15 protein-coding genes and 1 riboswitch are annotated in these 12,830 nt (G+C 44.6%); of the genes, 12 read left to right on the top strand and 3 right to left on the bottom strand.

Annotation, left to right across the window (positions count from 1 at the left end; translation table 11 throughout):
* The 9 genes from SporoP37_RS04545 to SporoP37_RS04510 all read left to right on the top strand — a co-directional run bounded on the left by SporoP37_RS04545 (position 1) and on the right by SporoP37_RS04510 (position 8,844).
* Complete coding sequence (locus tag SporoP37_RS04545) at positions 1-1,380, top strand: bifunctional metallophosphatase/5'-nucleotidase (RefSeq protein ID WP_232329837.1); 1,380 nt, start codon at positions 1-3, stop codon at positions 1,378-1,380.
* Positions 1,381-1,426: 46 nt separating this feature from the next.
* Positions 1,427-2,194: a sporulation protein YunB gene (gene yunB, locus SporoP37_RS04540; protein ID WP_081242512.1), complete on the top strand. Its 768-nt coding sequence runs from the start codon at positions 1,427-1,429 to the stop codon at positions 2,192-2,194.
* Positions 2,195-2,248: 54 nt separating this feature from the next.
* Positions 2,249-2,424: riboswitch (Lysine riboswitch) on the top strand.
* Positions 2,425-2,624: 200 nt separating this feature from the next.
* Complete coding sequence (locus SporoP37_RS04535) at positions 2,625-4,193, top strand: Na+/H+ antiporter NhaC family protein (protein ID WP_081242511.1); 1,569 nt, start codon at positions 2,625-2,627, stop codon at positions 4,191-4,193.
* Positions 4,194-4,358: 165 nt separating this feature from the next.
* Complete coding sequence (locus SporoP37_RS04530) at positions 4,359-5,876, top strand: sodium-dependent transporter (RefSeq protein ID WP_081242510.1); 1,518 nt, start codon at positions 4,359-4,361, stop codon at positions 5,874-5,876.
* Positions 5,877-6,011: a MetS family NSS transporter small subunit gene (locus SporoP37_RS16865; protein WP_232329805.1), complete on the top strand. Its 135-nt coding sequence runs from the start codon at positions 5,877-5,879 to the stop codon at positions 6,009-6,011.
* Positions 6,012-6,192: 181 nt separating this feature from the next.
* Positions 6,193-7,158, top strand: coding sequence for a lipoyl synthase (gene lipA, locus SporoP37_RS04525; RefSeq protein WP_081242509.1), 966 nt, complete (start codon positions 6,193-6,195; stop codon positions 7,156-7,158).
* A complete protein-coding gene (locus tag SporoP37_RS04520; protein ID WP_232329804.1) occupies positions 7,159-7,530 on the top strand; it encodes a YutD family protein in 372 nt (123 codons plus the stop codon).
* A gap of 103 nt (positions 7,531-7,633) precedes the next feature.
* On the top strand, positions 7,634-8,080 hold the full coding sequence (locus SporoP37_RS04515) for a DUF86 domain-containing protein (protein ID WP_081242507.1): 447 nt from the start codon (positions 7,634-7,636) through the stop codon (positions 8,078-8,080).
* Positions 8,080-8,844: a TIGR01457 family HAD-type hydrolase gene (locus SporoP37_RS04510; RefSeq protein ID WP_335697793.1), complete on the top strand. Its 765-nt coding sequence runs from the start codon at positions 8,080-8,082 to the stop codon at positions 8,842-8,844. The genes SporoP37_RS04515 and SporoP37_RS04510 overlap by 1 nt, the downstream gene beginning before the upstream one ends.
* A gap of 185 nt (positions 8,845-9,029) precedes the next feature.
* Here the strand turns inward: SporoP37_RS04510 and SporoP37_RS04505 are convergent, their stop codons facing one another.
* Positions 9,030-9,266, bottom strand: a complete 237-nt coding sequence (locus SporoP37_RS04505) for a YuzB family protein (RefSeq protein ID WP_085430350.1) — start codon at positions 9,264-9,266, stop codon at positions 9,030-9,032.
* 139 nt (positions 9,267-9,405) lie between these two features.
* On the opposite strand from SporoP37_RS04505, the gene SporoP37_RS04500 reads away from it, so the two are divergent.
* Entirely contained in the window at positions 9,406-10,473 is a 1,068-nt protein-coding gene (locus SporoP37_RS04500; protein ID WP_081242504.1) for an NAD(P)/FAD-dependent oxidoreductase, read from the top strand.
* Positions 10,474-10,724: 251 nt separating this feature from the next.
* Here SporoP37_RS04500 and SporoP37_RS04495 read toward each other — a convergent pair whose 3' ends face one another.
* The gene (locus SporoP37_RS04495) at positions 10,725-11,051 is read right to left on the bottom strand and encodes a YuzD family protein (protein ID WP_081242503.1); all 327 of its coding nucleotides are present in this window, start codon (positions 11,049-11,051) and stop codon (positions 10,725-10,727) included.
* Between the two features lie 84 nt (positions 11,052-11,135).
* Here SporoP37_RS04495 and SporoP37_RS04490 point away from each other — a divergent pair, with 84 nt between their 5' ends.
* Positions 11,136-11,375 carry a NifU family protein gene (locus SporoP37_RS04490; RefSeq protein WP_029054424.1) on the top strand — a complete coding sequence of 80 codons (240 nt, stop codon included), beginning with the start codon at positions 11,136-11,138 and terminating at the stop codon, positions 11,373-11,375.
* A gap of 57 nt (positions 11,376-11,432) precedes the next feature.
* Here the strand turns inward: SporoP37_RS04490 and SporoP37_RS04485 are convergent, their stop codons facing one another.
* Positions 11,433-12,137: a DUF2225 domain-containing protein gene (locus SporoP37_RS04485; RefSeq protein WP_232329836.1), complete on the bottom strand. Its 705-nt coding sequence runs from the start codon at positions 12,135-12,137 to the stop codon at positions 11,433-11,435.
* Between the two features lie 125 nt (positions 12,138-12,262).
* On the opposite strand from SporoP37_RS04485, the gene SporoP37_RS04480 reads away from it, so the two are divergent.
* Positions 12,263-12,625, top strand: coding sequence for a HesB/IscA family protein (locus SporoP37_RS04480; RefSeq protein ID WP_081242501.1), 363 nt, complete (start codon positions 12,263-12,265; stop codon positions 12,623-12,625).
* Positions 12,626-12,830: the final 205 nt, after the last annotated feature.

Raw genomic sequence — 12,830 nt, 5'->3', positions numbered from 1 at the left:
ATGGAAGAAACAGTAGCGACAATTCATATTTATCATACGAATGATGTGCATAGTCATTTTGAAAACTGGCCGCAGATTTCCCGCTTTCTGAAACAGCGCAAGCAGCAGGCGGAAGCAAAGGGAGAAGCGGTTTTCTTATTTGATATCGGTGATCATATCGACAGATCCCACCCATTTACTGAAGGCACGGAAGGCAAAGGAAATATTGAACTGCTCAATGAAGCAGAGTACGATACCGTGACAATCGGCAATAATGAAGGCATCACGATGTCGAAAGAATCATTGAATGCGTTGTATGAAGATGCTCAGTTTGACGTGGTACTTTGTAATTTAACAGACTTGGACGGTGCGTTACCTTACTGGGCGAAGACATCAAAGATTCTGGAGACGGCAGACGGCGTGCGGATCGGCATCACAGGTGCCACTGCGCCGTATTATGCGTTCTATGAGCAGCTGGGCTGGCGCGTTACGGAGCCGCATGCAGCGCTCAAAGAAGTGGCTAATAGTCTGCGGCCGCAATGCGATGTGCTGATTTGCCTGTCGCATTTAGGCATCAATGAAGATCGTCTGCTTGCGGCGGAACGTCCAGAATTCGATGTCATTTTAGGCGGCCATACTCACCATTTACTCCAGAATGGGGAATGGCACAACGACACGTTGATTGCAGCAGCCGAAAAGTTCGGTCATTATGTCGGCCACATCCAGGTGGACGTCGACCGCATGACGAATCAAGTACTTCATATGACTGCAGAAGTGTTCCCGACACAGTTAATGAAGCGGACAGAAGAAGATGTCGCAGAAGTGAACGGCTATCTGAATGAAGGAGAAGAAGCTTTGGAAGTGCCTGTTTTTTATAATCCGTCCGCCCTGCCGCAGCGGCTGACAGGAAACAGTCCCTTGTCTTCGCTGTTTGGCCGTGCATTGCTGACTTATTTGGATGCAGATTGTGCGCTGTTTAACGCCGGCATTTTTCTCGGCAGTCTGGATGAAGGCTGGGTGACGAAAGGTGACCTCCACTCGCTGCTGCCGCATCCGATCAATCCATGCCTAGTTCGTTTAGACGGAGAGGACTTGCTGACAATCTACGAGCAGTCACTGGATCCCAAATGGACAGAACTGCCGATCAGAGGTCTGGGTTTCCGCGGCACATTGATGGGCAGCATGATTCATGAGCATTTATTCCTTAACAGCGACGGACAATTATTCGCAGGAAACCGATTGGTGGAACCCGGCAGCACCTATACTCTTGCAACACTCGATATGTTTACGTTCGGCTATTTTTTTCCGCTGCTGAAAGAAGCTCCGAAAGAATATATCATGCCGGAAATGCTTCGTGATGTGCTCGGCTGGTACGGAAGAAAATATTTTAATGAAGGCTAGTATGTACGCCTCCTGCTTCGCATAATGTGTAGCAGGAGGCGTATTTATGCGGTTTTATACGAATCAAAAACGGCCGAAGAGACATCACTACGGCAAAAATATCCTGCGCTTTGTCATTCCGTCTATTTTCGTGGCAGTCGCTATGTTTTTCTACACTGTCAATAAACAATTGACCCCGATCTATACACAATATGCCGAAGTCCAAACTCAAAAAATAGCGAGTCACGTCATAAGCCAGGCTATCCAAAACCGTACCACCAGTGTCTATGATGTCAATGAAATCATTGAGAATGTGCCGGATGACACGAAAGATACGGTGACAACGAAATTTAACGCGGAAATCATCAGCCAGGTGATGTCCGAAATCCATCAGCTCGTAGAAGATCATCTGGAACGTGCAGAAGGCGGAGATCTGGATATGCTGCCGCCGCTTGGTGATCTTGAATACAATCCCGATCGCATGGAGAAAGAGCAAGGGATCGTCTTCTTCGTACCGCTCGGTCAGGCGACCAATATCCCGCTGATCGGTAACCTCGGTCCGAAAATCCCCATCCGTTTTCATGTTGTTGGGGATGTCCATGCCACTGTTGATACGAATATACGGGAATTTGGAATCAATAATGCGTATGTGGAAGTGAATCTCAAATTGCAGGTCAATGTACAAATTATTGTGCCATTAGCGACCAGCAAAAGTGTTGTAGAGCAGGAAATTCCCATTGCCATGGGCTTAATCAGAGGGAAAGTTCCGCAAATTTATTCAAAGGGTGAACAGACACCCGCACAGATAGAAGTGCCTCTGGAAGATACGGAGTAAAAGGTATTGTGAACAATGTCGATTATTGCTACACTGATACAAGAAGAATATCGAGACTTACGTAGAGGCTGCATTGCTTATAAGTACCTGGTGAGAGAGTGACGTCGAAGACCGCCAGCAAAAGGAGGCAGTGCCGAAGTTTGAGAAGAGTCCGCTTCTCAAGTTGGGGTCATTTCAAAGAGGAATGACACTGTCATACAGCGACAAATGTATGGAGAGCTACAGTAGCCAGATGACCTGCACTTGATGTACATGACTCAATGACCAGCAGAGATATTGTCCGGCCGACTCCCACACGTTCGTAACGACCTGTTGGAGTCGGCTTTTTGCTGGCAATATCAGCAATCCGTTGTTGGTGCTGTCTTTCCGCCCTTCAGAAGACCTTCTGCATTTCGATATCATCTATCAACCAGAAAGAGGAGGAATTACAATGATCGGAACGTGGGTCTCTATTTTGCCTCCTATTATCGCCATCGTGATGGTGTTGGTGACGAGGAGAGTATTATTATCATTAGGAGCAGGCATTCTTACAGCTGCTTTACTTATTGCGGAATTTGCTCCGCTGGAGACGCTGAAAGGTATTTGGACAGCTGTGACTATTTCATTTTGGGACGGCGGTTTGAATACATATAATATATTCATTATGTTATTTTTATTATTGCTTGGTGTCATTACCGCATTTGTCAGCCTGTCAGGAGGCAGTGCGGCGTTTGCACGCTGGGCGGTAACACGCATCCGTACGAAACGCGGTGCAAAGCTGCTGACTATGATTCTAGGAATTGCTATTTTCGTTGATGATTATTTCAACGCATTGGCAGTTGGACAGATTGCCAGACCGATTACCGATCAGCACAGGATTTCACGTGCGAAACTGGCATATTTCATTGACTCTACGTCTGCCCCTATTTGTGTTGTCTCACCGATTTCCAGCTGGGGTGCATTCCTGATTGGACAGCTTGCACTGATTTTGGGCACGACGGCAGCGGTCAGTTATTCACCGCTGACAGCATTCATCATGATGGCGCCCATGAATTTCTACGTCATTGCTACGTTATCCATGGTCTTTTTCTTTGCCTGGACAAACAATGATTTCTTTGAAATGAAAAAGCACGAAGATCGCGCGAACAATGAAGGTTTATTGTATGATCCAAAAAAAGAAATTCCCGGCGAACTGAAAGAGGAATTTCCTGAGCATACACACGGTAAAGTCCGTGATCTCGTCGCGCCGATTGTGACGCTGATTGCTGTAACTCTCGGCATGATGATTTACACAGGTTATAAAGAGGCGGGGATCTTCGATATTTGGGCAATTTTCGAGAATACAGATGTACCGTTTTCTCTGGTAACCGGGGGCATTACTGCCACATTGCTTGCGATGCTGCTGTATGCACTGCAAATGAAAGAGAATGAAACGGCAAGCGTTTCCTGGATGGGGCGTGCGTTCATTAGTGGAATCAGAGCAATGATGCCGGCTATTTTAATCTTAATCCTTGCATGGGGATTAACAGAATTGATAGCAACACTTGATACAGGCCTCTTCTTATCTACTATGGTAGAGAAGCTGAATATCCCGGTTGCCTTCCTGCCTGTTTTGATTTTCATATTAGCAGGACTGATGGCATTCTCGACAGGTACGTCATGGGGGTCGTTCGGTATTCTCATGCCGATTGCAGGAACAATTATGGTCAATGCGGCACCGGAATTATTGCTCCCGGCATTGTCTGCTGTACTGGCAGGCGCGGTATTTGGGGACCATTGTTCACCGATCTCAGATACAACGATCCTTTCATCTACGGGAGCGGGCTGTAATCATATCGATCACGTGGCGACACAGTTGCCTTATGCGCTTGTGGCAGCCAGTGTGGCGGTCGCCGGATACTTCACTCTTGGTGTGACTGGTTCCGTATGGATTGGACTTGCGGCGGTTATTATTATTCTGATAGCTTTATTTGTGTACTGGAACGCAAAAGGGAAACAGCGGGCAGCGCAAACTGCATAAAGATTATGATTTAGACTAAGAGTGATAAAACCTTCATTCTTAGTCTAAATTTGTTTTGACATCTTGAATTGTCCTGTTTATACTAAATATACAGAACTAGAGTTGTCAGAATACATTGAATGGTAATAAGTTTTGTAAAATAACAAAAAGAGAGGTGATCGTTGTATGGAGAATCGTTCACAGTGGGGAACGAGAGCCGGTTTTATATTGGCTGCGGTCGGTTCGGCAATCGGACTCGGAAACATTTGGCGCTTTCCTTACGTCGCGTATGAAAATGGCGGAGGCGCATTTTTTATCCCGTATTTATTTGCACTTTTAACAGCCGGTATTCCGATTTTGATTATGGAATTCACAATTGGTCATAAGTATCGGGGATCAGCACCGCTTTCATTTTTCCGGCTGAATGGTAAGAAGACAGAATTTCTTGGCTGGTGGGGAATTTTCGTATCCTTTGTAATTTCCACTTACTATGCGGTCATTATTGCATGGGCCATGAAATACACGGTCTATTCATTCGGTTTATCATGGGGGAAAGATCCTGAAGCATTCTTCTTTGGAGATGTTCTGAAACTAGCAGATAATCCTGGAGAAGTCGGCGGATTAGTCGGTGGCGTAGTATTGCCGCTCTTGCTGGTATGGGTTATTTGTTACATTATCTTGCTTGGCGGTGTCAAAAAAGGAATCGAGCTGGCGAATCGGATATTTATTCCTGTTCTCTTCTTACTGTTCTTATTCGTCGTCATTCGTGCGATTACACTTGACGGTGCTATGGTAGGATTAGATGCATTCTTTAAACCGGATGTCGACAAACTATTGAATCCGCGTGTGTGGGTTGCCGCTTACGGCCATATTTTCTTCAGTTTGTCCATCGCATTTGCGATCATGATTACGTATTCAAGTTATTTGCCGAAGAAATCGGATATTACAAATAACGCATTCATTACAGGTTTCGCAAACTCCTCCGTGGAATTACTTGCGGGTATCGGGGTTTTCGCAGTGCTTGGATTCATGGCAACAAATCAAGGCGTGGCTGTAGCAGATGTAGCCACGGCCGGTGTAGGGCTCGCCTTCGTTGTGTTCCCGGAAATCATCAATCAGATGCCGGGATTAAACGGCCTGTTCGGCGCATTCTTCTTCCTGTCCTTAACCCTTGCAGGTATCACTTCACTCATTTCGATTTGTGAAACGTATATTGCAGGTATGTCTGATAAATTCAATATGTCAAGACGGCGTTCAGTAACAATCGGTGTCGGACTTTCTACAGCGATCTCGATGCTGTACGCAACGAAAGGCGGACTCTACTTCCTGGATGTCGCAGATTACTTCATCAACCAATTCGGTATTGCTGTCATCGGTCTGGTCGAAGTGATCTTACTGGCTTGGGTATTCAGAAAGCTTGGCGTGTTTGAGAAACATGCCAATGCAGTTTCAGATATTCAGCTCGGCTGGTGGTGGAAGCTTTCATTAATCTTCATCACACCGTTAGTATTGGGAACTATGCTGTTCTTCCTGATCCAAGACAATATGGCAGAAAACTATGAAGGGTATCCGACGTCGTTCTTATGGACGATCGGCTGGCCGGTAGCGATTGGCGCATTTGTAATGTCAATTGTGTTCACTTCACTGAAATGGAAAAACAACACTAGAATCACTACCGATTATGATGAAAAAGGGGGGCTGTAAATGGATACAGGAATGAGCGGTTCTGCAATCCTCATGATGCTGGTCGGCGTGATGATCATCTGGGGCGGTCTATTTATCAGCATCTTTTATGCTACAATACTGGGTAAATTCAAAAAGAAATTCAACATTGAATAATGATATGTACACCTGCAGCCGGGCTTTAGCTGCAGGTGTTTTTATATGAAAAGCGGGAAAGTTTCGGCAGTAGATCTTCCGTACCCGATATATTCACACCGTCGTCTGAAGCCGGCACTATCTGTAATTGAACGTTTTCTGAATTTATGTTACATTGACATGAGAAGAATTTATTAACAGAATGGAGTCGGTACCATTGTCATGCAAACCTGAGACTGGAAGAAAAACAGAGCATATAAAGAAGCCGGATTGGCTTAAGATTAAGCTGAACACCAACGAGAACTATACAGGTCTAAAAAAGTTAATGCGTGAGAAAAACTTAAATACGGTTTGTGAAGAAGCGCGCTGCCCGAACATTCACGAGTGCTGGGGAGAGCGGCGTACTGCTACCTTTATGATCTTGGGTGCTGTATGTACAAGAGCTTGCCGTTTCTGCGCAGTAAAGACAGGTCTGCCGAATGAACTCGATACAGCTGAACCGGAACGCGTAGCGGAATCTGTCGAATTAATGAATTTAAAGCATGCCGTCGTAACTGCCGTAGCGCGTGACGATCTAAAAGACGGAGGATCTGCTATTTTTGCAGAAACAATCCGTGCCATCCGCCGGAAAAATCCATTCACAAGTATTGAAGTACTGCCGTCTGATATGGGCGGCGACCGGGAGAACCTGCAGCGTCTGATGGACGCAAAACCGGATATCCTGAACCATAATATTGAAACTGTACGCCGTTTGACACCTAGAATTCGTGCGCGTGCAACGTATGACCGTTCACTTGAACTGCTGGCACGTGCCAAAGAAATGTATCCAGAGATCCCGACGAAGTCTTCTCTGATGGTCGGACTTGGGGAAACAGTGGAAGAAATCATTGAAACCATGGACGATCTTCGCGCGCATAATGTCGATATCATGACGATCGGCCAGTACTTGCAGCCGACAAAAAAGCACGCAAAAGTGGTAAAATATTATTCGCCTGATGAGTTTGGAGAATTGCGTAAAATTGCAATGTCTAAAGGGTTCTCTCATTGTGAGGCAGGGCCGCTTGTACGCTCAAGCTACCACGCAGACGAGCAAGTTAATGCTTCGGCGAAAGAGAAACAGCGCCAAGGTGAAGAGCTGCTGAAACTTGAAGAGCAAGCGAGCAGGTAAATGGAAGTGAAGCAGAAGATGGTTATTTTAGAGAATACGCAGTACGAGATCGCGAAAGAGTTTCGTGAAGGTTTCGATGAAGAAGCTTTGAATGAACGGTTTAGCGAAGTGCTGCTGAAGTATGATTATATTTTAGGCGACTGGGGATACGGGCAGTTACGATTAAAAGGTTTTTTTGAAGATCGTAATTCCAAATCTACTTATGAAACGAAAATCAGCACAGTTCAGGATTATATTTATGAATATTGCAATTTCGGCTGTGCGTATTTCATTCTGAAGAAGATCGGAAAAGTAAAACCTGTATCCGCTGAAACGGAAACAGCAGAAGAAGTACAATCTGAATCCGCGACTGCTTCTATTACAAATCAATAAAAATAAAAGCACCGGGCAGACTAAAATTAGCCCTGTGCTTTTATTTGTTTCGTTGAAAATATGGTAAGATAGAGACAGGAAGTAAACGAGGAGGAAGAACATTATGTATTTTGTGGACCAAAATAAAATCAGTAAGACTTTAGCGTATATGGAGCAATTGATAAGCATCTTTGAAAAGGAATCAAGCTGGCAGCAAAACGAAGTAAACAAACTGGCTGTGGAGCGAATTGCACATGGCTTGATTGAAGGCATTATTGATGTAGGAAACTCGATGATTGACGGGTTTATTATGCGTGATCCGGGGAGTTATGATGATATTATCGATATACTCGAAGATGAAAAAGTCATTCAATCTGAACAGTCAGTACCGCTGAAAGCGTTTATTTCATTGCGCCCGATGATTGTTCGCCAATTTATGGAAGTCGATACAGAGGCTGTTGAAACATCTATTCGTGAAACTCTGAATGAGCTCAAGCTATTCCCGGGCCAAGTCCGTGATTATTTGACGAATGAATTAGGACCGGTTTCAGCGTTTCTGCCAACTGAATGATGAGACAGTATCAAGCGTATTGTTTTGATTTGGACGGCACAATGTATCGCGGAAGTGAACCGATTCAGGAAGCAGTGGATTTTGTGACAGATCTTCAGGCGAAAGGTGCTGATACATATTTCATTACGAACAACGCCGCGCTGACACGGGGAGCCCAGCAAAAGAAATTAGCGAGGTTCGGTGTCCGGACGGAAGTGGATCGTATTATGAATTCAGCGACAGCACTTGCCCGTTATTGTAAGCAGCATTATGCAGGCGCCCGCGTCATGATGATTGGAGAAGCGGGACTGAAAGAAGCGTTGGAAGAAGAACAGATTGAACTCACGGACGCCAATCCGGATATCGTGCTGATGGGGCTTGACCGCCAGATTACTTACGGAAAAATTGCTGAAGCCTGCCTTGCGATACGCAATGGAGCGCATTTTTTAGGCACCAATCAAGACATTAAATTTCCGACTGAAAAAGGACTGGTTCCCGGCAACGGATCTTTTCTGAAGCTGATGGAAGCGGCAACTGAAACATCGCCGCTCGTCGTAGGTAAACCTGAGCCGTATATGCTTGAATTCATTCAGCAGCAGGGGAACTATGAAAAAGAAGAGATGATATTAATCGGAGATAATTATGATACAGATATTATGGCGGGCATACGCTATGGCATCGATACGGCGTACGTTGCCACCGGCGTCACACCAATGGAAGAAGTGCTGCAAAAAGCAAAGCGTCCGACATATATTTTATCCGGTCTTGCCGATTGGCCGAAATAAACAAAAGCTGCACAAGAAGCGCAACAACTTCCTGTGCAGCTTTTTCGCTAAATGACTGTCAGAAAAGGGAGCAGGAAAGCTAATTCCGCACATTGCTCAATCACTGCGAACACGTAAAACCGCATAAAAAAGGATGTACCTTGAAGTTTGGCAACTTCCGGGACATCCGTTGTTTTTTTATGCTATTAAAAAAGTGGATTCTCTTCAATGAACTGATAAATTCGTGCTGTCAATTCATCCGCGGTCTCCGCTTCGACTAATTCACCGTTCACAATTGCATATAACGTATCACTGCATTTTGTACAATAACTTAAACAGCCGTATTCCAGCACATCGATGTTTGGATCCCGCTCCAATGTCTCGAATACGGGGTAAGAACCATTCGCCAAATTGCTGATACAAAACTCCACGATGGGATTCATCTTTCTCACCTCGCCTATTAGAAATGGTACTCTTTTTTTACGTAAGCGTCAACGAACTAGGTATATTGTGAAAGTCATCACAAACTGTTATAATAACAAATGAGATGCAACATGAAAATAGACATAGAAGGAGAACTATATGAGAAAATTACTTTTACTGGGTGCCGGCTATGGTAATATGCGAATTCTGCTGCGTTTGCTGAATAAAGAATTGCCGAGCGATATAGAAATTACTCTTGTAGACCGTACCCTGTTTCATAGTTTGAAAACGGAATTTTATGCACTGGCGGCAGGAACAGTTCCTGATTCTGATGTCCGGGTAGCCATTCCAGTTCATGACCAGCTGAAAGTGATAGAAGGTGAGATTCAGGAAATCAAGCCGGAGGAAAATGAAGTATTGCTGGCAGATGGCCGTGCCATTCCGTATGATGAGCTCGTAATTGGCCTGGGGAGCGAAGATAACTTCCATAACGTGCCGGGTGCTGCAGAACACACACTGAGCATTCAGACGATTGGGAAGTCCCGCAAAACCTATCAGACATTACTTGGGCTTGGCGACGGTGCGACGGTAGGTATTGTCGGTGCAGGACTGAGCGGAATCGAGTTGGCAAGTGAATTACGTGAGAGCCGGCCTGATTTGAAAATTAAACTATTTGACAGAAGTCCGCGTATTTTGCGTGACTTCCCTGAACGATTAAGTAACTTCGTAAAGGGTTGGTTTGATCAGAACGACGTGGAAGTGGTCGCAAACTCAAATATCACCAAAGTGGGCGAATCAGTTCTATATAATCATGAAGAAACGATCGACATCGACGCTGTCGTTTGGACAGCTGGTATTAAGCCCGGCAAAGTCATTGAAGACCTCACTGTTCAAAAAGACCGTTCGGGCCGTATCGTGCTCAACCAGTACCATCAGGTTCCAAGCTACACGAACATCTACGTAGTGGGAGATGTCGCTGCGCTTCCGCATGCGCCGAGTGCCCAGCTGGCAGAAGTTCAGGGAGAGCAGATTGTACAAGTGCTGCGTCTGGTCTGGAAGGACGAGCCGTTAATGCCGGAAATGCCAGAGCTGAAGTTAAAAGGCTTCATGGGTTCACTTGGAAAGAAACAAGGATTTGCGTACTTGGCGGATCGTACCGTTACAGGAAGAATCGCACGTCTGATGAAATCCGGATTGCTGTGGATGTACAAATGGCATAACGGTTAAAATGCAACATACAGAATGGGTTTTCAGGAAAGTCGCCGCCATGCGAATTTCTTTGAAAGCTCTTTTTGTTTTGCTGCCGGGTGCGACAGTAGTTTTAAATTGAGAATTTATAGAGGGCAAAATCGTCAGCCCGGCTTGTGGGAAGATACATAAAAAGAAGCGGCCGTTCATCACAGAACGGCACGCTTCTCGTGCAAAGCAGACGGAAGAACCAACATGCTTGTTCTCAATTAATTCGTCTGATTATCAATTTATTGGGATTGATATCCATGTGTTTCCAGTGCAGTGAAAACCGGTTTTAGCTGAATGTGGCCTTCACCGATCATTTCGCCGCCAATCATAACTAGAGGATAAAAGTACTCGTCATCGCGAATTTTCTCCGCAATTTCCTGCTGTCTGGGTTCAGTAATGTCTGAGTTGATATCAATATACGTAATCGTAAATGGCTGTTCAGGGTACTTTCTTGATATTGCCGCCTCGAGCCACTCATACGTATCTTTGGAAGAAGGAGCATTTACGCAGCTTGCACAGATCACTTCTGCTCCGTAAACTTCAATGGTTACTGGTGATTGGGTCATAAAAAGTCAAACCTCCGATTCATTATTGGATTTTTTCTGCTGGGCAGTTTATAATAAGTATAAGGAAAGGAGAGAGTGATTACAATGACAACAGATACTAAATTATATGAGCCGGTAAAAGAAGTGCTAGATAAATTGCGCCCATTCCTCTTGCGAGACGGAGGGGACTGCGAACTGGTGGATATCGACGAAGGAATTGTGAAGTTGCGTCTCTTAGGCGCATGCGGAACGTGCCCAAGCTCAACGATTACATTAAAAGCCGGTATTGAACGTGCATTGCTTGAAGAAGTGCCAGGCGTTGTAGAAGTCGAACAGGTCTTTTAATTTTTATTTAACAAGAAAGCCGTGTAAGGAAGTTTCATCTTCTTTGCACGGCTTTGATTATTTAACTGCCTTTATGGCGGTTTCTTCATCCCGGATTTCTTGCCAGCGATCTTTGGCCATTTGAATAACTGTGGGCTCAGTGGATCTTTTTTGTGTTTCGATGACTCTGGAAAAGTTCCGGATTGCTTCCGCACGGTCATTGATGCGCCACGACAACTCGGCAATTATATATTGAACGCGGGTTTCGGACATCTGAGTGCCGACATAATCACCTTCAGAAAAAGCTTGAATGTACAAATTTCGTGAAATTTCCAGATACCGCATCTCTTTTGCACGGTTTTCATCTTCCCGGTAAATCCATGCGATACGGAGCATCATACCTGCCATCGTCAAGTGTTTTTCTTTCTTGAAATTGGCGCTTAAATACGCGAGCTTATAGGCTTCAATTGCCTGTTCTTTCGTGCGGATCCCTCCAAATGAACGGCTGCGCCACTTGGCAGTAATATTTTGGGCGATCATTTCTTTCGTGCCTGGTGCGAAATAAGGTGCAAAATCATCAGTGAAGGCAAAACCGCAATTCGGACATACGGCAACATTATAAAAAATAGGGTTAATTTCCTTGTTTATATAAATGGGTCTAAAATCGCTGTCGTGATCAATAACTCTTACTTGACGTGAACGGATTTTGGTAGTAGAAAAATGCTCTTTACAAAGTAAACAAAGCATTTTCTTATCGTAAAATGGGCTGATTTCCACAGTCATCATTCCTTTCTGTTCTGAGTCTTATTATACAGCAAAAAAGACCTATTAGGGGGACTATTTGTTTGCAATACGGTGAAAAAGATTGATATGATAAAACAAATCGTGGAAAGTGAGTGTGAATATAGATGAATCCAGTAGAAATTACAGAAGCAGCGGCATTTCACGTAAAAAAAATGATGACTCATAATGAAGAAGAAGGTTCATTTCTGCGCGTATCCGTCAATGGCGGAGGATGCAGCGGATTAACATATGGTCTAGGCTTTGCACAGGAAAAAGAAGATGATGATATTTCTTATACTGCGCATGGTATTCCTGTACTGGTCAAAGATGAAGATGCAGCCATTTTGGAAGGCACAAAAGTGGATTACAAGGAGTCTTTGATGGGCGGAGGCTTCACCATTGACAATCCGAATGCCATTGCGAACTGCGGATGCGGGACTTCATTCAGAACTGCTAAAAAAGCAGGGGCACCAGCAGATTGTGAATAAACAGACTGCCACACTTTGAGAATGAAGCGGGATCAGTTTTGTCTTTTTACACCGGAGGCATATTACGGTTCATAATTGATTATTTGCACAATAATAATTCGGTTGAAAAATATGCCCAAAAGGTCTACTATAAGAATGAAAGCTAGTTTATATTAATATTAAACTAAATGTCCGGCACTGCGTAAAACCAATGAAAGATTGTTTT

This window comes from Sporosarcina sp. P37 (assembly GCF_002109365.1).
GTDB lineage: Bacteria > Bacillota > Bacilli > Bacillales_A > Planococcaceae > Sporosarcina.
Note: the sequence above shows the minus strand (reverse complement) of the source record. Positions and strands in the feature narration are given on the sequence as shown.

Coding starts and splice junctions, on each gene's coding strand:
- SporoP37_RS04505 (WP_085430350.1), bottom strand. CDS start 9,266: ATGAATCCCATCGTGGAGTTTTGTATCAGCAATTTGGCGAATGGTTCT.
- SporoP37_RS04490 (WP_029054424.1), top strand. CDS start 11,136: ATGACAACAGATACTAAATTATATGAGCCGGTAAAAGAAGTGCTAGAT.
- SporoP37_RS04500 (WP_081242504.1), top strand. CDS start 9,406: ATGAGAAAATTACTTTTACTGGGTGCCGGCTATGGTAATATGCGAATT.
- lipA (WP_081242509.1), top strand. CDS start 6,193: ATGGAGTCGGTACCATTGTCATGCAAACCTGAGACTGGAAGAAAAACA.
- SporoP37_RS04480 (WP_081242501.1), top strand. CDS start 12,263: ATGAATCCAGTAGAAATTACAGAAGCAGCGGCATTTCACGTAAAAAAA.
- SporoP37_RS04530 (WP_081242510.1), top strand. CDS start 4,359: ATGGAGAATCGTTCACAGTGGGGAACGAGAGCCGGTTTTATATTGGCT.
- yunB (WP_081242512.1), top strand. CDS start 1,427: ATGCGGTTTTATACGAATCAAAAACGGCCGAAGAGACATCACTACGGC.
- SporoP37_RS04510 (WP_335697793.1), top strand. CDS start 8,080: ATGAGACAGTATCAAGCGTATTGTTTTGATTTGGACGGCACAATGTAT.
- SporoP37_RS04495 (WP_081242503.1), bottom strand. CDS start 11,051: ATGACCCAATCACCAGTAACCATTGAAGTTTACGGAGCAGAAGTGATC.
- SporoP37_RS04520 (WP_232329804.1), top strand. CDS start 7,159: ATGGAAGTGAAGCAGAAGATGGTTATTTTAGAGAATACGCAGTACGAG.
- SporoP37_RS04535 (WP_081242511.1), top strand. CDS start 2,625: ATGATCGGAACGTGGGTCTCTATTTTGCCTCCTATTATCGCCATCGTG.
- SporoP37_RS04515 (WP_081242507.1), top strand. CDS start 7,634: ATGTATTTTGTGGACCAAAATAAAATCAGTAAGACTTTAGCGTATATG.
- SporoP37_RS16865 (WP_232329805.1), top strand. CDS start 5,877: ATGGATACAGGAATGAGCGGTTCTGCAATCCTCATGATGCTGGTCGGC.
- SporoP37_RS04485 (WP_232329836.1), bottom strand. CDS start 12,137: ATGACTGTGGAAATCAGCCCATTTTACGATAAGAAAATGCTTTGTTTA.
- SporoP37_RS04545 (WP_232329837.1), top strand. CDS start 1: ATGGAAGAAACAGTAGCGACAATTCATATTTATCATACGAATGATGTG.